Raw genomic sequence first — 22,642 nt, 5'->3', positions numbered from 1 at the left:
GGCCAGCGTCTAGCACGCCGCTTCTGCGGGGGTTCGTCAGCTCCGCAGCCTCGGCCCTCCCTAGCGCCTAGCCCGCGGCCTGCTCCTCCGCCTCGGCCGCGGCCTCCGCAGCCTCGACCTCGCGGAGCGCGGCCTTCCCCTCGCCAAAACTGACGATGCTGTCAGGCAGCCCGATCAGGAGCAGCGGACAAGGATTGCCGACGCCACGGTGCACCCGGTCATCGAGCTTGCGCCAATGGGTGGTCGCCTCCCCGAACTTGTCGGAAACGAACTTGTCGACGAACACGTCGCGGAACCGCAGCGCCCCTTTGGATCGTGCGATCCGCTGCTCGATCGCCGCCTTCTGGCGGGGGGTGGGCTGGTATCCCCACTCCACAAGCGCGGCGAGGTCGTCGATCCCCCGCTCGTCGAGGAACCGTCGGACCAGGGCGCGCATGTTGCCGTGCAGGCTAGCGCCGCGGGTTACGATCACCCCCACCGAGATCGCTCCGTCGGCATGCAGGCGCTTATAGTTCTCCAGGTCGCGATCGTAGAACGGGTCCTTGTTGTTCCACTCGATCTCGAGCGCGATGCGCTGCCCCCCCTCGAAGTCGCGGACATGGTCGACCTCGTGGGACTGGCTCTCCCGCGGCACTCCGTTGATGCGCTTCTCGACTGTAAAGGTGGTCTTCAGCCAACCCAAAGCCGCGAGCGCGCGGCGGAATCGCTGGGTCCCCCGGGACTCCCCACCCCCGCCTGCGATGATTTCCTCGATCGGGATCGTCGCGGAAAGCAGCGCCGACTCGAGCTCGTCGGCCGCGGCCGGGAAGTCCACGCTGAGGATCGCCCGCGCGTGGCTGTGGAACTCCACCTGGAATCCCTGCTCGACGAGCCGTTCAAACACCAATCCACCCCCCAAGGTCGCAATCTGCAGACCCTCTCCTGAGTCGATGCCACCGCCGAATCGAAGGACGGTCAGCGGGCGCATTGGACGGAGGGCGAGCGGCTTGAGGATCGTCCAGCACTACTCCCATCTGAACGGCCTGGAATTCCTGGAGGCGCGCAAGCCCGCGCTCTGGAAGGAAATCTGCCGCGTCATCGAGGAGGTCGACGCCGACAGCTGCCGCACCAAGGTCTCGAAGGAGGCCCGCATGCTCGGCAAGCTCCTCTATTCGCCTGGCGACATGAACGCCGCGCTCAAGGAGGGCTTCCGCCAGTGCAGCCCGGCCTGGAGGAGCGTGCAGACGAACTACTGGGTCTGCGAGGACCCACGGACCAACCGGAAGATCATCGACCTGCCGTTCAAGGAGCAGGAGCGCGAGATCATCGAGGCCGGCTTCGAGCCGTTCCAGACCTTCAACCAGACGGATTTCGTGAAGGACCGGGTGGCCGTGGAGGTCCAGTTCGGCAAGTACGCCTTCGTCGCCTACGACCTCTTCGTGAAGCACCTGGCGTTCTACGTCGCTGACACCATCGATGTGGGCGTGGAAATTCTGCCGATGAAGTCGCTGCAGGCCGAGATGTCGTCAGGCCCTTCGTACTACGAGAAGGAGCTCCACAACCTGATCCGGGAAGGCCGCGGAGTGCCGGGCGTACCGCTGGTCGTGCTGGGCGTCGCGCCCTGATCAGGCCGCCGCGCGCGCCTCGTCGTGCCAGGACAGGCCGTTGAACCAGTCGGCCACCAGGAACCCACTGAGGATCCTGAGCGCATAGCGTTCCAGCTTGCCCTTGTTGGGTAGCTTGCCACCTCCGGCTGCCTCCTCGGCGACCACCACCACATAGCGCTCGGCGTCAGCCTCGATCAACGCGCCGCAGTCGGCCAGCAGGCGCGCATGCACCTTCTCGGCCAGATCACCCAGGAGATCGACGACTTCGAAGGGGGCTAGGCCTTCAGCCCGGTGCGTCCAGACCCGTTGCAGGCGCTCAGCATCGGTCCGTCCAAGCTCGGCAGCCGCCGCACGGAAGGCGCCTGAGAGCGTCCCCAGGGTCGCCCCGACGGGAGTGTCCTTGAACTCGTCCCAGATCGCGCCGTCGAACACGACCTCGCGCACGTCCTTGGACGACCCGAAGAAGAATCGCATCCGCCACCCTGGAAGCTGATCCTCGAAGGCATTCGAGAGCTCGAAGCGCATGCCGCTCTTGAAGCGGAGCCCCGGCACGGCGGCGCGGAAGCTGCGCTTCTCCGGATAGGTGCGCCCTTCCCTGTCCGGCAAGGTGACCGGCGCGGGGTTGGCCGGCAATCCGAGCCGACGACCGGCGTGGTCGAGGCCCTTGAACGCATTGGGCGGCACGCCCTGCGCCGCCAGCGCCAGCAGATGGGTGAATGTGGGCGGGATGGCGTTGCCGATCATCTTGGCCTTCTCGGCGAACGATCGGCCATAGAACTGGTAGGTGATCGGGAAGCCCTGCAGGCAGCCGCGCTCCCGGATCGTCAGGCGCCGGAAGGAGCCTGCGACCCGCGGATCGGCGATCACGATGCTCTCGCGGGACACCCGAGTGCAGGTCGCCGTCACTGTGCGTGCCGGCTCGTCCATCGGGTCGGGGAAGGCCATGTTGTTGTAGACCGGATGGTAGGCCTTGGCCTCCCGGTTCATGCGGAGCTCCTCGCCGTTGAGGGGCGCCTCCGCCTCCATCTCGGTCAGCTGGTTGGCCGAGATCGCCACACCCCAGACCGGATCGGTGACGACACCCTTCGACGCCAGCGCAGAGACCACGCCGCCAAGGGTGGGCTTGCCCAGTTTAGGCTGGAACGCCCGGATGAGGTCCAGGGGGATGTTGCCGGCGATGCAGCGCCGGCGGGCCTGCGGCGCCCCGAACTCGGAGAAGTCCACGACCTCGATGTGCGGCGCCAGATGCCGGAAGCGGTACAGCACGTGCTTGGGATCACGAAGGCCACGCTCCAGGACATCGGCCACGCGCGGCACGTTCTCCAGCGCCCACCATCGGGGCTTCAGGTGGTCGACCACCTCCAGGAACTTCACCAGGTCCTTGAGGCCCTCGACGATGTCGCCGCTGCCGCCCCGGTTGGCGTAGGAGAACTCCGTGCAGGGTGGACTGCCCACCACCAGGTCGATGTCGAGGGGAAGGTCGGCCAGGGCGAGCTTGCGGATGTCGACCGGCGCCAGGGTCCCGCCGTGGTTGCCGTTGTGCGTGTCGATCGCCGGCTGCCACCACTCATAGGACGCGACCACCTCCACGCCCGCCAGGCGCAGGCCGAGGCTCCATCCCCCGATACCCGAATAGAGGTCGATCGCGCGCAAGTGACACCTACCAGGGGCGCGACTCGCACCCGATCAATTCGTGAACATCCAATCTAGCGATCCTGCCCAGGAGCACAAGATCCAAGTCAGGCCGATTTGCCGCGGCCCACGCTGACCGGCCCGACGAACTCGACCAACCGCCGACTGACCTCGACAGGGTTCTTCGTCTCGCATTCCCAGACCACCAGGACCTCCCAACCTGCCTCCTCCGCCCTCGCCAGGTCCCGTGCATCGCGGGGCCGGTTGCGGTCGAACTTCGCCTTCCAGAAGTCGGTGCGCGTCTTCGGCATGGTCGCGATCCGACACCCCTCGTGATGGTGCCAGAAGCAGCCGTGGACGAGGATCGCCTTCCTACGCCCGGGGAACGCCACATCCGGTCGTCCCGGTGCGGCCTTCCATTGCAGCCGGTAGCGATAGCCCGCTGCGTGGAGCAGCCGACGCACGATCCATTCTGGCTTGGTGTCCGCCCGGCGGATGCGCGCCACATGTGCGCTGCGTGCGGCGGGCGTGAGCAGGTCGGGCATAGGTCGAACCTAGGTGCTCGCGGCGCGCGCTCAAGACGAGACGCTTCGCCAATCTAGTCATTGCACCCCCTACGCAGCCGGGAGCAGGTGATCCTGACTTCTCCCATCCTACAAGGCCTAGGATCGCGCCCTGATTGTTGTAGGGTGAATATATCGCCAAGGTGGGGGCAGGATCATGGTGCAACTGGTCTTCGTTCATGGCGTCGCGACACGAACGACGCCGAAGTACAAGGTCGAGGTCGAGAACAGGAACCAGCTGTTCACCCAGGTCGCCTTCAAGGACCGGCCCCTCGACATCAGGTGCCCTATGTGGGGCGACGAGGTGCCGGCCCCCGCCTGGGGCGGGGCCGCATTCCCGAAGCTCGGGAGGGACAATGTCGCGAGCTTCTCCCTGCAGGGTCTCACCCCCGGCGCAAAGACTGGAGGCGCCGCCGGCATGTCCGTGGCGTCGATCGCGGCCACGAATCCGGCAGCTGCAATCGACACCGTGTTCGCCGAGCTGGTGGACGCGGCCGATCGCGAAGGCCGCGCCCTCACGCAGGACGATATCGCCCAGTTCCAAGCCGTCTCGATGAAGCTCAAGGGTGGCGGCTTCAGTCCAGCCCTGAAGGCTTCCGGGACCGATTCTGCATTCGTGAAGGCATTGCGCACTGAAGCCGGCGTGGCGAAGTCCTATGGCCTGCTCGATCCCCTGAAGGCCGCGGCCGTGGCCGTCGCCGACCGTGGTCGTAACCTACTCGCCGACGGGGTCGTCGCACTCGCTCGCGATGGCATCAATCCGCTGGTGGGACGCTTCCTGGGCGACATCTTCGTCTACCTGAAGGATGGAGACCTTAGGCAACGGATTCGCGCCGCCATCAGGCCGGCCCTGCTCGACGCCCACGCCAAGCGCGGCCAGGGTGAAGGTCTCGTGCTGATCGGCCACAGCCTCGGCGGCGTGATCCTCTATGACATGCTGACGTCCGATCGCGAACTTGATCTCCCCAAGGACGCCGTGGACCTCCTCGTCACGGTCGGTTCGCAGCCGGGCTTCTTCGAGGAGCTGAAGCTCTTCGAGGACGATGACCTGAAGCTCGTCGCGCCGACCAAGGTCGGTGGGCCAGAGGCGGTCAAGTCCTGGCTGAATGTCTATGACCCCGTGGACTTCTTCGGGTTCAGGGCCCAGCCGATCTTCGAGAAGGCGACGGACCTGACGTTCAACTCGGTGACCGGGCTGCTGGACGCCCACACCACCTATTTCAAGCGCCCCCAATTCCATGCTCGGCTGCAGGCGCACCTCGACGAGTTGAAGATCGCGTGACCCTTATCCTCGACGACAAGGTCGCGGCGACGGCCGCGGCGACCCACGCCCTGGTCATCGGCGTGGGCGCCTATCCTTTCGCGAAGGCGGGGTGCGGCGGCCCGCCGCTCCTGGAGGGGGTCGAGGATATCCAAAGCGCCGCCAATGGCGCGATGCTGATGGTGGACTGGCTTCTCGCGAACGCCGGCCTCTTCTCGCCTCCCCTCGCGACGTTGGATGTGCTGATCGGGAGTCCGGGCGACGCACCCGTCTTCCCCTGGGCCGCCGCTCCGGGCGCAGTCGGCGAGCCCACGACCAAGAACGTACGTGATGCGGGTGACGCCTGGCTTGCACGGGCGAGCGCCCAGCCCGGGAACGTCGCACTGCTGTACATCACCGGCCACGGGGCGGTGCGCGGCAACGACCCCGTGGTGTTCCTCGCCGACCTGAACCAGGACCCGAAGAGCCGTTGGGCCTTCCTCAATGTGCGGGAGACCGCGATCGCCTTGAAGAAGATCGAGAACCTTGCGGGAGCTTTCCTGCTCTCCGATGCCTGCCAGGAATTCATCCCCACCTTCGAGCTCTCGAACCCAGGGATCGGCGCGAGGTTCACAGATGAGCCGGACCCCATGGCCCCGCCGGGCGTCGAGAAGGTCGCGCTGCTCACAGCCTCCGCGCAGAAGACCGTGACCTATGAGGGCGAGATCCCTTCGCATCCGGGCGTGAACGCGGGCCGGTTCACCCAGACCGTCCTGCACGCGTTCGAGGGCGCGGCGGCACGCGATGTCGATGGCTCCGGAACCTGGGTCGGGTACCCAGGAGCGATCTACGAGGACCTCAAGCAACTCTATCTCCTGCGCCCGGATTGGCGCGATAGGCCGCTATCCCCATCCTTCCCCGACCCGCCCAACACCGTCCTGCCGATGATACGCTACCCCAACCCACCGGAGGTGCCCCTTCGGTTCGTCACGGAGCCGGAGGAAGCGATGAAGAACCTGGGATTGAGCATCCTGGGCCAGACCAAGGCTCCGCCCATCCTGCGCTCCTGCCTCCCCAATGGCCAGATTGAGTGGATGACCTCCCTACCGGCCAGCTTCGACAAACATTGGCTGCTCGCCCACGCGGCGGGCCAGGCACCAATCGAGAAGCCCTTCTTCCCGGCGCGCTCCATCTTCGGCCAGGTCCTCAAGGTGCCGGCATGACCTTCACCCTTCGAGGCCCTGCGGACACCGGCGCGGTCAACCTTCGCCTGATCCATCCTGACGGCCGCGTAGAGGACCTCTTCGCGACGCCATCCCGGAACACGTTCCGCGTCCAAGGCGGTGGAGGCACCTACCACGCGATCGTCGAGCCGCTTGGCCAGGGCCAGCTCAACTTCTCCTTCGAACTGCCAAACGGGCCGGAGCCGATCATCGAGGTGCCCCGCGTCGCCGAGCTGCGCGCCCAGGCCCGCGCCCCGGTGATGATCAACCTGCAGGCCGAGTCGCTGACCCTGCGACCACCGGACTTCTCGCAACCGACGGCAGGGACGGCGATCTCCTCACAGAGTTCCTGGCTCACCACAGCCCAATCGGAGCGACTGCCAGGAGTCCTCCGCGAGGCGGCTACGCCCAAGCCGATCACGATCGGGCTATCCGAGGATACCCAGCCGGGGCGGATGGGCGGATGGCGCCCTTATCAAGGATCGCCGCCCTCTGTGACCCTGGCCGCTGGCTCCCTCGATGTGGTCCTGGATCGGAAGGACCAACGGCTGTCTCCGCCAGGTGGCGGCGCCCGGCTGCGGATGTCCGTCGCGATCCAGGGCACCCGGGTTGAGCGCTTCCTGCTGCCACTTTTCCGTGACGGCGTCAGGGTGCGCTTCGCAGCCTCCCCGCTGACCACGGCTGACCTTTCGATCCTCGTCATCCCCCTTGATCCTGGCCGCCGCTCACTCTGCCAGGCGCTGGGGATCGGTTATCTGGAAGAGGCCCGGAAGATCGTCGACGACTTCCTTGAGGACGATCCGGCACCCGGTGGCTTCGACGAGGAGGACCCTTGGACGGCCGTTGTCCTACGTCTTCTTGCGATCCGCTTCCCCGAGCTGTCGATTCCCGCCCTGGACTGGCGCGAACTCGCCGCTGGCCCAGCGAAATGGCTTTCGGACGCCCACGTGCTGGCGGCGAGGCAGTGTCTGGACCAGGGTCGTATGCTGAAGGGCGCCGCGCGGGAGGCCGCTGCGCGCGACGCGATCAAGGCCCTAGCGCGGGCACGGCAAGTTGGCGCGCCCTATTTCGCCCAGTGCAATCTCCTGATGGGAGACATGCTGACCTCATTGGCGTCCGGGGCGCCCGGGGATGTCAATCGCCACCTCGCTGAGATCGAGGCTCGTCGCTGGCGGCGCGACATCACCTTCCGTGCAAACGCCGGCGTATCGTTCTCCTGGATCATGGCGCGCAAGGCCTCCGACGGCGGGACGCAACGCGCGCGATACACGCCGCCGCGAGGCGGTCTCCGAGCCGGATACTCGCGCATCCTATTCCGCGGCGAAGTCGACCTCCAGCAGATACGCCCCAGGGCGCCGACGCGAAGGCGCAAGCTGGACGCCCTGCCTGCCGCCGCCCAGAGCGTGCCGACGGGCGCCCCGGACGTCTTCCCAGCTCGGCTGGTCACCCGGCTAACCCGACCCTTGAGCACGCAGCGCCCGCCAAGGGACCCCTTGATGGGCATCCATCTCTCTCCCGCTCGCAAGGCCCCCAGCGCACTGGGCCGGGCCATTCGGCATGAGGTTGATCTCCACAAGGGTCGCTTCGGTGGCAGACCGGAACGGAAGGGGTTCCGCCTTGGCGTCACCTTCGAGAAGGTCCGCGGCCGCTGGGTCTACATGGTGCTGTTCATCACGGCTCCCCCTGGGCGGACCCGGCCCTTCGTCGACAAGGCGGAGTTCTTCCTCCACGACACCTTCGAGGCCGACCACCTCGAGGCCGTATTCCAGGAGGATCGGGCGGAAGTGTCTGTGGCAGCTGTAGGCGGGTTCACGGTGGGGGCGTGGATTCCCGGTGAGGACCTCGAACTCGAGCTGGACCTCGCCGAGGTGCAGGACGCTCCCAAGGCGATCAAGATCTATTGAAATGCGAAGGATCGCAGGGTGATGGCGACGGGCTCCGCACGGGATTCCAAAGCCAAGTCGACAAGATGTTCGATCTCGACGGGGTGTACCGACCGGATCGCTGTTCGACGTGCGGCCGAGTCCGCCATCGCGGTGTAAGCCTTCGCGAGTGAGCGGCATGCCTGCGAGGTCATCGGCGCTCGCCAGCAGCCTATACCCCGATGCACAGGGAATCCCTTGACGGGACTTGGCCGTGGGGGCCGAGGCACGATGCCCTTGGCAGGGGCATCGGCGTACGCTGGGATTGCAGAAGAGATTCCTGGTAACCAAGGGGTGCAACTGCCCGCACCTCCCAGACCGCCCGTTGGACCATCCATGCCGCTGCCAGACATCGATTTCAGGAAGATCCGCCTCCATGAGGGTAGCCAGGATCGAGCTTTCGAAGAGCTCTGTTGCCAGATGGCGGCGTCACAACCCAGACCGGCCGACACGATCTTCTCGCGGAAGGGGCGTGGGCGAGACGGCGGCGTGGAATGCTTCACGACCTTCGCCGGCGGAGAAGAGACCGGCTGGCAGGTGAAGTACAGCTGGGCGGTCGACAACAACCTCGAAAGGCATCTTGATGCATCCCTAGACGCGGCGCTCAAGAACCACCCGCGCTTGGACCGCTACATCGTCTGCATTCCCTTCGACCCGCCAGACCCCCGTGCAGTAGGGGTCACGACCCAGCTGGCGCGCTGGAACACCTGGGTCGAGACACGCGAGGCGAGGGCCCTGGCCTCGAAGCGCACCTTGAAGATCGAGCGTTGGGACGCGTCGGCCTTGAAAGGGCTGATGACGGCAGACGATCGGCTCTCCGGACGTATCCTGTTCTGGTTCGACGACCAGATCCTCGGCCCCGCCTGGTTCAAGGCGAAGCTGGAGAAGTCGATCGTCGACCTCGGTCGCCGCTATTCGCCCCAGACCAATATCCATCTTCCTATCCGTCGCGCCATCACCGCTGTGGGCGGCAACCCCTCCATGCGCGAGGTCCTTGCCGAATGGGCGGCGGAGATAGACCGGGCCCAGGTGGCCGCGAGGGACGATATCAGCGCCAAGGCAAAGGATGCCTGCTCGACGCTTGCCAAGACCCTGCGCGACGCGGGGTGGGGCGCCGATGATATCCCGGTGGATACCCTCGCCGTGCAGGCAGCCGCCGCGGTTTCGGCCGTGCTGTCCGACCTTGGCGCCTTCGGTCCCTACGACGAGCCGCGTCGTCGGGTATCGAACCTGTCCGACGTCCTCACCCACATCGTGCGCGTGTTACGAAAGCCGGAGTGGACCCATGTCAACGATCGCCGCCTGCTCCTCACCGGGGAGGCCGGTCGCGGAAAATCGCACCTGCTCGCAGATGCCTGCACCGAACAGGTCTCCGCAGGCAGACCCGCAGTATTGCTCCTAGGCGGGCATTTCGTGGATGGTGAGGTCTGGAGCCAGGTCCGCAGCGGGCTCGACCTTCCCGTGCACGTTAGCACGAAGGACCTGCTTGGGGCGCTGGACTCCGCGGGCTTTGCAGCCGGGTGTCGAACCCTCCTCGTCATCGACGCACTCAATGAACGACATGGGCAGGACATCTGGCCAACGCGCTTGGCTGGAATGCTGCTCGATGCCGAAGCCTTCCCATGGGTGAGCGTGGTGGTCTCGTGCCGCGACACCTACCTGGACCTCGTCATCCCCTCGTCCCTCGACACGTCAAGGCTACCCCGTCTGGAGCACGATGGCTTTGGCACGCTCGAAGCGGAGGCCTATCTCGAGGCGCGCGGGATCGAGATGCCGGCGGGGCCCTACCCCATCGAGGAATTCCGCAATCCCCTCTTCCTGAAGACCTGCTGCGACGGCCTGGAGGCGGACGGGAAGACAGCATTTCCACGTGGCTCTGCTGGCGTCTCGGCGCTGTTCGACATGTATGCAGCCGCGGTGGATGGCGCGCTGGTGAGGCGTATGCGCCTGAACCCGCGGCTAACGCTGGTCGGTGAAGCCATCAAGGCCATCGCCGGCGCAATGGCCGCGACGGGTGTCACCGAGCTGCCCTATACCCAGGCCGACGCCCTATTGGAGACGATCCACGCCTCGGGCGGCGCAAGCGACCGCAGCTTGACCTTCCAACTGGAGAACGAGGGGGTGGTCGTCGTCGAGCCGGTCAGGCTCGGGAGCGGAGGCGCCCAGCTGGAGCTGCGCTTCACGTTCGAGCGTTTCGCCGATCACGTCGTAGCCCGGGGAATCCTTGACCGCAGCGTGGTCGGCGACGATGTCGTCGACGCCAGCCGAAAGCCCACGGAGCTCGCCGCCCTGCTCGACCCAGCGACCAGGACGAACAGCCGTCCAGGGGTGCTAGAGGCGGTGGCCGTCCAGGCGCCGGAACGCTACGGCGTCGAGTTGCTAGACCTGCACGGCGTGGACGACCTCGACTTCGAAGCCCGAAACGCCTTCGAGCTCAGCCTCCGGACACGCGAGGGCCCCGCGTTCACGCCTAGGACAATGAATCTCGTCGACCGTATCGGCGGAAAGCAGCTCGTGTGGGAGACCATGCTCCAGATATCCAGCGAGCCAGACAATCCCTTCAACGCGCTCGATCTCGACACCCGCTTGCGGGCAATGAGGATGCCTGAGCGTGACGGAAGCTGGTCTGTGTTCCTTGGTGGCCATAGCGACGCGGTGCAGACCCTGACGGATTGGGCTTGGCGCGCGGGTCTGCGGTCGTTGGAACCGCTTCGCGCCGAACTCGCTGCGAGGACGCTTGCCTGGGTGCTGACGGCCACGGACCGCCGGGTTCGCGACCGTGCTACAAAGGCGCTGGTGAGCCTTCTGACCATTCGGCCCGGACTTGCGAAGTCGCTGATGGGGCGCTTCCTCGGCGTCGACGATCCCTATGTAAGCGAGAGGGTGATGTGCGCGGTCTATGGCGCCGCGATGCAGGGGCGGTGGACGCAGGCGGAGCTCGGCGAGGCCGCCCGGACCGCCTTCGACCTGGTTCTCTCGCCGACCCCAACCTTGGCTCCGAACATCCTGACCCGCGACCATGCCCTGGGATTGGTCCGCTATGTCGAGCATCACGGCGCCCTGCCCGCTGGGATGAGCCTCGCGCAAGCGATGCCCCCCTACACGAGCGCCTGGCCCCTTGAGTCCGTGCCCGACGAGATGATCGAGCGCTACACGCGTACCTATCGGACCGGCCATGTCGGTCGTGATGAGATCGTGGGCTCCTGCGTGGCGGATGGGGACTTCGCGCGCTACGTCCTCGACCCAGCTGTCCGCGTGTTCAGCCCGGCGGCCCGCGGCACATCATCCCTTCCGACCCACGCGGACCTGCGGGCACAATGGCTCAAGCGTTTCCAGGCGATTGCGACGCCAAAGATGCTGGACGCCCTTAGTCGGTTCGAGCTCGAGATGAGCGCAATCGAGTCGCCGCGCTCAAGCTCTGGAAATGAAGCGGAAGTCGAGGCGCGAACGCGGTTCGTATCCGTGGTCGGCATGGCCATCTACGAGACCTGGCGCGAAGAGTGCGGAAACTGGCGCGCCAAGGGGATGTATCAGGCGCCTCCGCGGAGCAAGGGGCCAGCTGGGTTCAACCTCGCCTGGGCCCGGCGTTGGGTCGCCATGCGAGCGCATCAGCTCGGCTGGTCGGAGGCGTTACACGGTGATTTCGACCTCAGTGTCCGAAGCGATCGCCAAGACCATCGGGTCGAGCGGGTCGGGAAGAAATACCAGTGGATCGCGCTCTACGAGCTGAAGGCCAGGATGGCCGACAACCTCGCGCTCGTCCGACCGGAGGAGACCGAGGGGGAAGCAGAGAGGCTCCGCAATCTCGACCCCTCGTTGCTGCTGGAACAGACCGAGGAACTCCGCTGGTCACAGCTGGACCGATCGACCTTCTGGGTGCCTGCGCCCGACCTTACGCCGACGACACTTCGTGGGGCCATGGCGTGGCTCGACTCCGACCGCGATTTCCTGGACGACGTCAGCACGATCGCCGTCACCGAACCGGAGAGCCGCCGGGAAATGCTGGTCTTGAGCGGCTTTGCCGTGTGGGACGCGCCGTGCGACCGAGGAAGGCGCGACATGTGGCGACGAGTGGCCAGCATTGTCGTGAAGCGCGAGGATCTCGACACTGCCGTGGCCTGGATGAAGGGCAAGCTCCTCATCAGCGATCGCGACCTGCCGTCCGGGCGTGTCGAGGGACTGCACGGGCATCTGGGAGAACACCCGTGGGTGCTGTCTGTCGATCCGGGCGACGACTGGGTCACCGATTGGGCCGATCACTTCGATGAGGATCGACAGGAGTGGACAGGCGCAGGCGTGCCTGCACGGCCCACGACCGGCGACTATCTCGCCGAGTCATCGGGGTTCGACATGTCGATCACGGACACGATCTCAGCTAGGCTGCCAGCGCCTTGGCTCTTGGAAGCCATGGGTCTCCACTTGGCGGATGGACGAGATTTCGCCTACGCCGACCCAAGGGGCGATGTCCAGATCTACGATCCGACGGCAAGACTGCGCGGGCACTCGGCCGCGCTCGTCGATCGCTCCGCGTTTGAAACCGTCTTGGAGGCAGAAGGCCTCGCCTGCATCTGGGCCATCGGAGGCGAAAAGAACATCTATGCGGACCATGGCGGTGACGGCTTTGGCGGTCGGGTCACATACACGCGCCTCCATGTGCTTGCTGACCGCACCCTGAGGGCCGAGGAACGTCTTCGCCAGCTCGAGCGGCCGTCATTCAGCCAGTTGCGGGACCTCTTCCGGTAGATGGGTGTACTTCTGCCCGGTCGTCCTTCAACGGACCCGCTTCCAGGCCCTTCTCGCCGGTTCCGCCGCCGCGGCACCGCTGGCTCCAGAAACGCCCTGGCTGCGCCCGATTGCCGCCAAAGTAGCGATGCACTTGAACGACCGGTGCATCATGCCCGACCTGTCCCATATCGATCCCAACAGCGACGATGCCACGGTCAGGCACCGCTCGATCACGGTCTCGAACAGCCGCCGCAGGATGTCGCTCTGGCGGAAGCGGCCATGGCGGTTACGCGAGAACGTCGAATGATCCGGGACATTGCCGTCCAGGCCGAGCCTGCAGAACCAGCGGTAGGCGAGGTTTAGATGCACCTCCTCGCACAGCCGCCGCTCCGAGCGGATGCCCATGGCGTAGCCGACGATTAGCATCCGCATCATCAGCTCGGGATCGATCAAGCGATCACCGATGGAGCAGTAGAACGGTCGGAGCTGCTCGCGCACCGGCTCCAGGTCCAGGAACCGATCGATCCGCCGCAGCAAATGGTCCTGCGGCACGTGATCATCAAGGCGGAAATCGTAGAACAGCGGCGGCGGAGCGCTTTGCGTCCCCATCATCGCCATGGCCTCCCAAAGCCAACAACGACAAGGGAATCACGACCTCAGGTGCCGATCAACAGCCGACCAAATCAACAATATCAGCCCAATGCCGACATTTCTCGCACGCGTTGGAAGTATCTACTTAGCTGAGCTTGGAAGAGATCAACGCAAAAAGCTCCACGGGATCACGGCCGAGCGCCTTCGCCAGCTCGCGAAACTCGAGAAGGTCCAAGCGCCGCTGGGATCCTTCAATCAGCGAGATGTGACTTTGGTCACGGCCGATACGGGCACCAAGTTCACCTTGGGTCAGTCCCGCAGAGACCCGTGCGTCCCGGATCGCTTCGACTACGACCTTGTTGTCGCCAGTGAAAATGGTCTTCGGCACACACCCGCTCCAACGAAGCGGGCAAAGAACTAAATGCCACTATTCCATATGCCGATTTTCCATATATGCTCTGGGTTGTGTTTTCTCGATGGTGGGAGAGGCCCCGGTGACCCATTGCGCGCCATTTCGTCGTACCGAACAGCCTCAACGAGACGCTCAAGTTCGATTCCCTCAACGCCATGGGATTCGAACGACTGTGGCCGACCCTCTCCACCGGTAGGGCATTCGCGATAAGAGCCTCGTCATGACCCCGTCAGATTCCATGCGAGAGCGCCTTGGCAGGATATTCGCTGCCCAAGCCAAGTGGATCAGGCGACGGTTGGCGGCATCCGTCGGGCGCGAGGCTAGCGAAGACCTCGCCCAGGAAGCCTTCTTGAGGGTTGTAGCGTCTGAGACCCTTGGGGAGGCGCGCCACCCTCGGGCGCTCCTCATGACCGTGGCCAACAACCTGGCTCGGGACGAATATCGACATCAGGCCCGGCGCGGCGGCGCCCAGCTCGCCTACCAGCCAGACATCGAGGAGGGCGAGCCGTGGTCCCACCCCGAGCAGGAAACGATGCTTCTGCTGAAGCAGGTCATCCTGGGTTTGCCGCCAATCTATCGAGAAACCTTCATTCTGAATCGCTTTGTCGGCATGAGCTATCAGCAGATCGCCGTGCACTTCGGCATCACGGCCAAGGCGGTCGAATACCGGATGTCTCGAGCGCTGGCCCTTTGCCAGGAAGCCCTTCGGGACTAAGGTCGCCGCAGTCTAACTGGCGATATTTGGACAACTAGACTGATTTATTGGCTGTAATTGGCCACATGTGGCCATGCTTCAGACGCCATCCGAGATGCTGCTCGAGCTTGCGCAGCACATCAAAGCGCGCCGGGTCGCCTTAGGCTGGGCTCAGGTGGAAGCCGCACAGCGCGCCGGCGTGGCCTGCCGAACCTGGCGGCGGCTGCAGACCGAGGGTCAGGCGTCGCTGCAGGATCTGGTCAAGGCGGCTGTCGCCCTGCGCTGCGAAGATGGCCTGAAGGCGCTGCTTCCGCCGCCCGCCGCCAGCAGCCTCCACGCCCTTCTTGCCGAGCAGGCCGCCGGGGCCGCGTCGGGCGCGGGTGCGGGTGCAGGCTCCCCGGTAAAGCGCGCCCAGGTCGCCGCGGCCATGAAGCTCGCCCCCGGGACCCCGCTGGCAGCGAGCCTGACCTTCGAGGGCCTGCATGGCTTCCTCTAGTCGATCGCCTGGCGGTTTCCAGAAACGTCAGGGGGTTAATCCGCAAAGCACAGGTCCCATGGCCTACCGGCGCCCAGCCGGGTCTCGCACCGAAGCCCGGCGGGTCAAGATCAGCGACGGGGGGAACAGCCGTGCTGATCCAGTGAGCGCAGAAGCCCATGGCCGCGCCTCTAGCTCAACGCCGATGCCGCGCTGACAGCCCTCGCCGCTCTCGCCGCGGTTTCGAGAACAGATTGTCCGGCGCGATAAAGTTCGCCGCCAAGACCGAACGCAAGGGCGCCGGCCGCCGACCATTCGGAGAGGTTCTGCGCCGAGACACCGCCCACGGCCCAGACAAGGCTCTCCGCCGGCAACACCGCCCGCAGTTGCGTCAGATGTCCCGGACCGTAGGTGACGGCCGGAAAAAGCTTGAGATGGCGAGCCCCCGCATCGATGGCGGAGAAGGCCTCCGTGGCCGAGGCGAAGCCCGGGATCGGATCCAGACGCAGGGCCAGCGCGCGCGCTATGACGTTCGCCGAGCTGTTGGGCGACACGATGAGGCGCCCCCCCGCCGCGGCGACGGCGTCGACCTGATCCTGGTTCAGCACCGTGCCGGCGCCCACGATCATGGCCTCGCCGAACCGCCGGGCGATCTGGCCGATACTCGCAAGCGGTTCGGGGGAATTCAGCGGAACCTCGACGACCCGGACGCCCGCCTCGAAAAGCGCGGCCACATGGTCGCACGCCTCCGAAGAACCTATCCCGCGAAGGATCGCCACGACCGGGCATTGGGCGAGCGCCTCGTCCAGGGTCATCGGCCAAGGCTCCCGTGATGAAGGGCGTGAAGACCGGCGATCGCGGCCGCCTCGCCATCGAAGATCTCATACCCGCGGCCCCGGGAGGCCAGGGCGCGGCCATAGTGGGCGCACAGCTCCAGATCGCCCAGCAGGGCCACCGGCTCTGCGAGTCCGATGCCGATGAGCGCGGGCGTGGTGGCGACGTCGGCCCCGATGAGCAGGCCTGACAGGTAGCTCGAGGCGCTTTCAGGCGCTCGCCCCCCCGCGACCAGGCGACCCCGCGCCGTGAACAGCCGGGCCGCCAGCGCATCGCCGGCGCCAGCGGCGTTGAGCCCTTCCTCGAACGCCGTGACATCGCCGGCCGGGGCCTCGCTCTTCAGCACGCTGTATTTCGTCAGGACGGCGAAAAGCTCGCCGGTCATGGCGGTGCAGAAGGCGGTCAACCGCCCCTCCTCGACCACCATCCATTTGGTGTGTGTTCCCGGATGACAGACGACCTGGCGCCCCGTCCGGCGTTCCGGGTGGGCGGCCAGCCACCCGAAAAGCTGGGTCTCCTCCCCGCGCATCACGTCGCCCGCGCCATTGAATCCGGGGGTCCGCAATCCCGGCACGATCCGCACGCGGCCCGCGGGATCGCCGACCTCCACCAGGCCCGCGGCGAGGTCGGCGGCGTCAGCGGGCAGGTCGGCATAGGGCGTCGCGACCCATCCCAGATTGGAGCCCACCATGCCGCAGAGGATCGCCGGAAGTCCCTGCGCCCCCAGGGCGGTCCGCACCTCGGCCAGCCGCTGCGGCGCCTCGCCCGCGCTCAGCCGCCCCACCCCGAACGGGAAGCCCCGGTCCTTCAGCACCGTTCCGTCGTCGCCGAGCGTCCAGGCCCTGAGATGGGTGGTGCCCCAGTCGCAGGCCAGCAGGGTGGCTGCGCGGCTCATGTCCGCCCCGCGTCGATGACGAGGTTCTGGCCGGTCATCATCCGGCTGTCATCGGAGGCCAGGAACAGCGCGGCCCGGGCGATGTCATCGGGGGTAATCCGGCCTGGCAGGGCGACCTGGCGGGCCCATTCGGCCTCGGCCTGCGGCGTCAGCCAAAGCTCGAGCTGGCGCTCCGTCACGACCCAGCCCGGCGACAGGGCGTTGACCCTGACGCCATCGCCTCCCCATTCGCGCGCCAGCGCCTTGGTCAGGCTGTTGATCGCGCCCTTGGCCGCGACATAGGCCGCCATGCCGGCCGGGCCCCAGAGGGCGTTGATCGAGCTGACATTGATGATCGCCCCCGCCCCCGCGCTCCGCATCATCGGGTGGACCGCGGTCGATGCGACGAAGACCGGGTCCAGGTTGACCGCCAGGGCCGCGCGCCACGCCTCGGGGGACGTCTCCTGCGCCGGGCGGCGGGTGTCGTCGGCCACATTGTTCACCAGCACCGTCACCGGGCCCAGGTCGGCGCCTGCCGCGGCGATCGCCTGCGTCAAGGCGGTCGTGTCAGTGACGTCGAGCGCCCGGAACCAGGCGCCGGGCAGCCCTTCGGTAAGGGCCCGCCCCGCCTCTGCCTGACGATCGATAAAGGCGACCCGCGCGCCCTGGGCGTGGAACTGGGCCACAAGGCTGGCGCCGATCCCGCTGGCGCCGCCGGTGATGAAGGTGACGCGGCCCTCGAGGCTTGGATACCGAGCGCCCGCCATCAGTGGGATTCCCGAGTGACGTCGGCGCTCGACCGTCCCACCAGGAAGTCGAGGTCGACGCCCCGGTCGGCCTGCAGCACCGTGTCCACATAGAGCTTGGCCCAGCCGCGGCTGTAGGCGGGCGGCGGGCGCAAGGCCTCCCAGGCCGTGCGCCGGCGCGCCAGTTCGGCCGCGTCGACGATCAGGTCGAGGGTGCGGCCAGGTCCATCCAGGACGATCTCGTCGCCGTCGCGCACCAGGGCGAGCGGCCCGCCCACATGGGCCTCGGGCGCCACGTGCAGGATCACCGTGCCGTAGGCGGTGCCGCTCATCCGCGCGTCGGAAATCCGGACCATGTCGCGAACGCCCTGGGCGAGCAGCTTCGGCGGCAGGGCCATGTTGCCGACCTCCGGCATGCCGGGATAGCCGGCCGGCCCGCAACCCTTCAGGACCAGCACCGAGGTCGCGTCGACCTGCAGGTCCGGATCGTCGATCCGGGCGTGGTAGTCCTCGATGGTCTCGAACACCACGGCCCGGCCGCGATGCGACAGGAGGTCCGGCGAAGCGGCGCTGGGCTTCAGGATCGCACCGTCGGGACAGAGGTTTCCCCGCAGCACCCAGACGCCGGACGACGGTCCGAAGGGGCTCTCCCGCGTGGCGATCACCTCGCGGTTCCAGACCTCGGCGGCCTCGGCGATGGCGCCCTGGGTGAAACCGGAAACCGTCAACGCCTCACGGCCGAACACCGCGCCCAGCTCCTTCATCACCGCCGGGCAGCCGCCGGCGTAGCAGAAGTCCTCCATCAGGAACTGGCCCGAGGGCATCAGGTTGACCAGCAGCGGAACGTCGCGCCCGATCCGGTCGAAATCCTCAAGGCTCAAGGGGACGCCGACCCGCCCGGCCAGGGCCAGGAGGTGCACCACCGCGTTGGTCGATCCGCCGATGGCGGCGTGCATGAGGATGGCGTTCTCGAAGGCTTCGCGCGTGAGGATCTGCGACAGGCGGACGTCCTGTTTCACCAGCTCGACGATGCGATTGCCCGTCAGGTGGGCCAGGGTCTTGCGGCGCGCGTCCACGCCGGGCAGGGCGGCGTTGTTGGGCAGGCTGACGCCCAGAGCTTCGACCAGACTGGCCATGGTCGAGGCCGTGCCCATGGTGTTGCAGGTCCCGTGGCTGCGGCTCATGCCGGCCTCGGCGCCCAGGAAATCGGCCAGGGACATCTCGCCGGCCCTCACCGACTCCGAGAACCGCCAGACATCGGTTCCCGATCCGATGTCGCGGCCCCTGAACTTGCCGTTCAGCATCGGACCCGACGACACGACCATGGTCGGCAGGTCGACGCTGGCCGCGCCCATCAACTGGCCTGGCGTTGTCTTGTCGCAGCCGCCGAGCAGGACGACGCCGTCGATGGGGTTGGCGCGGATGCTCTCCTCGACCTCCATGGCCAGGAGGTTGCGGAACAGCATCGCCGTGGGACGCATCTGGGTTTCGGGCAGCGACATGGCCGGAAACTCGATCGGCACGCCGCCGGCTTCCCAGACGCCGCGCTTCACATATTCGGCGAGGTCGCGGAGGTGGAACTGGCAGGTGACCAGCTCAGACCAGGTGTTGCAGATGCCGATCACCGGACGGCCGTCGAAGACATGCTCCGGCAGACCCGTCCCCTTGATCCAGCTGCGATGGATGAAGCCGTCCCGGTCGAGCTTCCCGAAGTTCTTCTGACTGCGCGACGGCTTATCGGCCATGAACGGTCTCCGACCCGGGAAATGAGCGCTCAAAGAGGGGAAGCGGCAGGCCGCCGACATCCGGCTGGAAGGCGAACAGGGCCCCGGCCAGGGGTTGGGCCTGCCGCTGGGCCGGGGTGAGCCCGTCCCAGGCGCTGGTGACGAACAGGGTCCTAAGCCCGGGCCCGCCGAAGGCGCAGCTGGTCGGCTGGTCGACGGGGAGCGGGACGGTGAGGTCGACGCGCCCATCGGGCGCGTAGCGGACCAGCCGCCCTCCCCCCCACTGCGCGTTCCAGAGAAATCCCTGGGCGTCGACGGCGCCGCCGTCGGGCGTGGCGGCCTCGCCCCGGGTATGGACGAACTCGGTCCGCTGGCTGAGATCGGACATGTCATAGGCGTAGATGGCCTGCGCCCTGGAGTCCGCCAGATAGAGCCGCCGCCCGTCCGGGCTGAAGCTCATCGTATTGGCGATATGGATGGCCCTGATCACGGCCTCGGTCTGGCCTGACGCGCGCGTGCGATAGACCGTCCCGGGCCGCCGCCCCTCATCGTCGTCCATCGTGCTCCACCAGAAGTCGCCGTGCGGATCGACCTTGCCGTCGTTGGTGCGGAAGCCCGGCTCCAACGCCATCGGCTGCACCAGGGTCAGGCTCTCGCGGTCGCAATCCCAAAGAGCCAGTCCCTGCTCGGTGGCCAGCAGCAGGCCCCCGCCGGCGCAGACCGCCGCGGCGCTGGCCCGCAGCCCGAGATCGCGGCGTTCCGACCGCCCGCTCGCCGGCTCATGCCAGTTGAGCGCGCGCCCCTTGATATCGAACCAGTAGAGACGCCCTTCGGCCTGCGACCAGCAGGGCCCCTCGCCCAGCTGATCGGGGGCGTTCACCCGACACTCCAGGTCCGTCATGTCGCCGCGCGCCTGTCCATCAGATCACTTCGCCGACCTTGCCCCGCCGGCGTCAATGGCGACCCCCGGGATCGTCACTGACGCGGCGTGATTTCCGGCCGGGTGCGGCCGACTAGAAGCGCTTCTGGACGATGACCCCATAGGTTCGGGGCTCCAGGAGCCGGGCGTTGCGATAGCGTCCGATCAGGGCGTCCTCGATGATGATGTTGGTGATGTTGTCGTCATCGGTGAGGTTCTTGACGAAGAAGCGCACCCCCAGGCCCGCGGGATCATTGTCCAGGCGCACCTGCAGGTCGACCACCCCCCAGGAGTCGATCCGATCCGTCGGGCTGTTGTACTCGCGCGCGAAGTAGGAATCCTGCCAGGTCGCGTCGATCCGGAACGTCGCCGACCAGTCCCCACGGAAGGGATCGGTCTGGTACTGCGCCCCGGCCTTGACCTTGAATCCGGGGGAGTGGGGAAGTTCGTTGCCCTCGAGATTGATCCGCACCGGCGGCGCCGTCGCCGTGAGGCTCTGGGCGGGATTGGCGGCGTCCTCGCTGAGGAAGGTTCCGATCCGGGTGTGGAGATAGGACAGATTGGCGTCGAACAGCCAGTGGTCGCCCGCGGCGTAGGCGAACTCGCCTTCTAGTCCATAGATCGTCGCATCGGCGTTGCGGGTCACCACCCCGCCGTTGATCCGCTGGCCGAGCTGCAGACCGGTATAGTCATAGTAGAAGGCCGTCACATTGGCCTGCAGGGCGCCGTCGGCGAGGCTGTTCTTGGCGCCCACCTCGTAGGCCGTCACCGTCTCGGGCCCAAACCCCGCGGCCGTCCCGGAGTTCAGGCCGCCGCCCTTGTAGCCCGTCGCGACCGAGCCGTAGATCAGGGTCTTGTCGGTGAACGTCAGGTCCGGTGTCCAGTCGAGGGCGGCCTTGTAGGTCGCCTTCTGGCCGTCGAACTTGGAATAGAGCCACGGGCCCTGGGGGCCGAGCACGATGGAGCGGGATTCGCCCGAGCGTTCCTCTTCGGTGTAGCGAGCGCCGAGCGTCAGGCGCAGGCTGTCGGCGAGGTCCACATAGGTCTCGCCGAACATCGCCCAGGTGGCGTTCTTCCCATTGCGCGACAGGGTCGACACCCGCCAGGTCTCCTGGGGACGACCCAGCGCCTTCTGGAACGCCTCGATCGCGGGATGCCAGGTCTCGAACCCGCCAGACCCCGTCCCCTCGAGGTAGAAGGCGCCCAGCAGGAAGTCGAAGCGCCCCTCGAACTGCGAGGCGAGCCGCAGTTCGCCGGTCTTGGTGGTTCCCCGCGAGGTGAAGCTGTCGGTGGTCAGGAGACGGTCGGTGGTGACCTGGGTGTCGCGATCCTTGAAGTAGGTGATCGGCTGGGTGAAGCGGAACGGCAGGTCGGCGTTGTCCCAGTCGGTGTTCTGCTCGGTGGAGAACTTCGAATAGGCCGCGACCCCGGAGAGGGTCAGGGATCCGAAGTCGTGCTGGAACTCGAACGACGCCGTGCTCTGGTCGAAGAGATAGGTCGGATCGGTATCGGCCGCGATCTTGCGCAGGTCGGTGGGATTGGGGGCCCCGGCATAGATGTTGCCGCCGGCCGGGAACGGCGTGAACACCCGCGACAGGGTTTGCAGGATGGTGGTGTTGGCGTTGGGTGAGTCAAAGCCCAGGACGTTGGGATCGCATCCGAGCACAGGGTGGGCCCGGCACAGCCGCTTGCCCTCGCGGGCCCGGGAGCTGTCTTCCTCAAAGCGGCTCAACACAAGGGTGGCGCTTGTATCGGGTCCGATGTCGAAGGTCGCGGTGCCCCGGACGCCCCACTGGTCGCGCCCGTCGACGTCGCGGCCCGTGGAGACATTCTTCGTATAGCCATCCCGGTCCAGGCTGTAGCCGGCCAGGCGCACCGCCACCTTTTCGCCAAGCGGCAGGTCGACGGCCGCGCCGAGGCGGACGCTGGAGAAGTTGCCGAGTTGCACGCTCGCCTCGCCGCCGAAGGCGTCGCCTGGCTTGCGGGTGATGAAGTTGATCGCCCCGCCGGTGGTGTTGCGCCCATAGAGCGTTCCCTGAGGGCCTCGCAGCACCTCGATCCGCGCCATGTCGAAGAACTCGTTCTGCGGCGGGTAGCCGATGGCCGCGCCGTTCACGAACGAAGGTACGCCAAGATCCACCGCGCCCAGCGCGTTGTTGCCGACGCCCCGAAGCGTGAAGCGGTCGTTCCCGGTCAGGACGGCGTTGGGGATGGAGAGCTGGATGTCGGTGGCGTCCTCGATCTGCACGCGGTCGAGCGCGGCTTCGGAGAAGGCGCTGACGGCGATCGGCACGTCCTGCAGGTTCTGCTCCCGCTTCTGGGCGGTGACCACGAGCTCCTCGAGCTCGTTGGCGGCCTGGGCCGAGGCCGGCGACGCCATCAGCAGGGCGATCGTGGACGCCGCGGCCATGGCTGCGAAACGGTAGGTGATCATCTTCGCGCTCCCCTCCGGCGCAGGGGCGCGCCCCCTTGTTCGCCAGCA

17 protein-coding genes and 1 pseudogene are annotated in these 22,642 nt (G+C 66.8%); 7 read left to right on the top strand and 11 right to left on the bottom strand.

The genetic code is table 11. The features are described 5' to 3' along the window. Nucleotides 1–67: 67 nt before the first annotated feature. Entirely contained in the window at nt 68–967 is a 900-nt protein-coding gene (locus tag M9M90_RS05065; protein WP_254836081.1) for a BglII/BstYI family type II restriction endonuclease, read from the bottom strand. A 19-nt stretch (nt 968–986) separates the two neighbouring features. On the opposite strand from M9M90_RS05065, the gene M9M90_RS05060 reads away from it, so the two are divergent. Beyond that, nucleotides 987–1,604, top strand: a complete 618-nt coding sequence (locus M9M90_RS05060; protein WP_254836080.1) for a BglII/BstYI family type II restriction endonuclease — start codon at nt 987–989, stop codon at nt 1,602–1,604. On the opposite strand, the gene M9M90_RS05055 is transcribed toward M9M90_RS05060, so the two are convergent. Both M9M90_RS05055 and M9M90_RS05050 read right to left on the bottom strand, forming a co-directional pair. Then, nucleotides 1,605–3,239, bottom strand: coding sequence for a DNA cytosine methyltransferase (locus M9M90_RS05055; RefSeq protein ID WP_254836079.1), 1,635 nt, complete (start codon nt 3,237–3,239; stop codon nt 1,605–1,607). It abuts the gene before it with no gap. Between the two features lie 86 nt (nt 3,240–3,325). After that, nucleotides 3,326–3,763, bottom strand: coding sequence for a very short patch repair endonuclease (locus tag M9M90_RS05050; protein WP_254836078.1), 438 nt, complete (start codon nt 3,761–3,763; stop codon nt 3,326–3,328). Between the two features lie 175 nt (nt 3,764–3,938). Between M9M90_RS05050 and M9M90_RS05045 the strand changes: the two genes are divergently transcribed. The 4 genes from M9M90_RS05045 (at nt 3,939) to M9M90_RS05030 (ending at nt 12,909) form a co-directional block, all read left to right on the top strand. Further along, nucleotides 3,939–5,063, top strand: coding sequence for a hypothetical protein (locus M9M90_RS05045; protein ID WP_254836077.1), 1,125 nt, complete (start codon nt 3,939–3,941; stop codon nt 5,061–5,063). Then, a complete protein-coding gene (locus M9M90_RS05040; protein ID WP_254836076.1) occupies nt 5,060–6,244 on the top strand; it encodes a caspase family protein in 1,185 nt (394 codons plus the stop codon). Before M9M90_RS05045 ends, M9M90_RS05040 begins: the two co-directional genes overlap by 4 nt. Further along, nucleotides 6,241–8,148 (top strand): pYEATS domain-containing protein, encoded by a 1,908-nt coding sequence (locus M9M90_RS05035; RefSeq protein WP_254836075.1) that lies wholly within the window; start codon nt 6,241–6,243, stop codon nt 8,146–8,148. Before M9M90_RS05040 ends, M9M90_RS05035 begins: the two co-directional genes overlap by 4 nt. A 354-nt stretch (nt 8,149–8,502) precedes the next feature. Then, the gene (locus tag M9M90_RS05030) at nt 8,503–12,909 is read left to right on the top strand and encodes an AAA family ATPase (RefSeq protein WP_254836074.1); all 4,407 of its coding nucleotides are present in this window, start codon (nt 8,503–8,505) and stop codon (nt 12,907–12,909) included. 198 nt (nt 12,910–13,107) lie between these two features. Here M9M90_RS05030 and M9M90_RS05025 read toward each other — a convergent pair. After that, nucleotides 13,108–13,503: pseudogene (locus M9M90_RS05025) on the bottom strand (transposase); the annotation flags it as partial. 124 nt (nt 13,504–13,627) lie between these two features. Next, on the bottom strand, nt 13,628–13,870 hold the full coding sequence (locus M9M90_RS05020) for a helix-turn-helix domain-containing protein (RefSeq protein ID WP_254836073.1): 243 nt from the start codon (nt 13,868–13,870) through the stop codon (nt 13,628–13,630). Nucleotides 13,871–14,114: 244 nt separating this feature from the next. Here M9M90_RS05020 and M9M90_RS05015 point away from each other — a divergent pair, with 244 nt between their 5' ends. Next, complete coding sequence (locus tag M9M90_RS05015; protein ID WP_371876899.1) at nt 14,115–14,609, top strand: RNA polymerase sigma factor; 495 nt, start codon at nt 14,115–14,117, stop codon at nt 14,607–14,609. A gap of 94 nt (nt 14,610–14,703) precedes the next feature. Continuing rightward, entirely contained in the window at nt 14,704–15,084 is a 381-nt protein-coding gene (locus M9M90_RS05010) for a hypothetical protein (RefSeq protein ID WP_254836072.1), read from the top strand. Between the two features lie 170 nt (nt 15,085–15,254). Here M9M90_RS05010 and M9M90_RS05005 read toward each other — a convergent pair whose 3' ends face one another. The 6 genes from M9M90_RS05005 to M9M90_RS04980 all read right to left on the bottom strand — a co-directional run bounded on the left by M9M90_RS05005 (nt 15,255) and on the right by M9M90_RS04980 (nt 22,594). Next, nucleotides 15,255–15,878, bottom strand: coding sequence for a 2-dehydro-3-deoxy-6-phosphogalactonate aldolase (locus M9M90_RS05005; protein ID WP_254836071.1), 624 nt, complete (start codon nt 15,876–15,878; stop codon nt 15,255–15,257). Further along, the gene (locus tag M9M90_RS05000; protein WP_254836070.1) at nt 15,875–16,792 is read right to left on the bottom strand and encodes a 2-dehydro-3-deoxygalactonokinase; all 918 of its coding nucleotides are present in this window, start codon (nt 16,790–16,792) and stop codon (nt 15,875–15,877) included. Before M9M90_RS05000 ends, M9M90_RS05005 begins: the two co-directional genes overlap by 4 nt. Next, nucleotides 16,789–17,538, bottom strand: a complete 750-nt coding sequence (locus M9M90_RS04995; RefSeq protein WP_254836069.1) for an SDR family NAD(P)-dependent oxidoreductase — start codon at nt 17,536–17,538, stop codon at nt 16,789–16,791. The genes M9M90_RS05000 and M9M90_RS04995 overlap by 4 nt, the downstream gene beginning before the upstream one ends. Further along, complete coding sequence (locus M9M90_RS04990) at nt 17,538–19,262, bottom strand: IlvD/Edd family dehydratase (protein WP_254836068.1); 1,725 nt, start codon at nt 19,260–19,262, stop codon at nt 17,538–17,540. Before M9M90_RS04990 ends, M9M90_RS04995 begins: the two co-directional genes overlap by 1 nt. Then, complete coding sequence (locus M9M90_RS04985) at nt 19,252–20,121, bottom strand: SMP-30/gluconolactonase/LRE family protein (protein WP_254836067.1); 870 nt, start codon at nt 20,119–20,121, stop codon at nt 19,252–19,254. The genes M9M90_RS04990 and M9M90_RS04985 overlap by 11 nt, the downstream gene beginning before the upstream one ends. A gap of 133 nt (nt 20,122–20,254) precedes the next feature. Next, entirely contained in the window at nt 20,255–22,594 is a 2,340-nt protein-coding gene (locus tag M9M90_RS04980; protein WP_254836066.1) for a TonB-dependent receptor, read from the bottom strand. Nucleotides 22,595–22,642 lie beyond the last annotated feature (48 nt).

Source organism: Phenylobacterium sp. LH3H17 (genome assembly GCF_024298925.1).
GTDB lineage: Bacteria > Pseudomonadota > Alphaproteobacteria > Caulobacterales > Caulobacteraceae > Phenylobacterium.
Note: the sequence above shows the minus strand (reverse complement) of the source record. Positions and strands in the feature narration are given on the sequence as shown.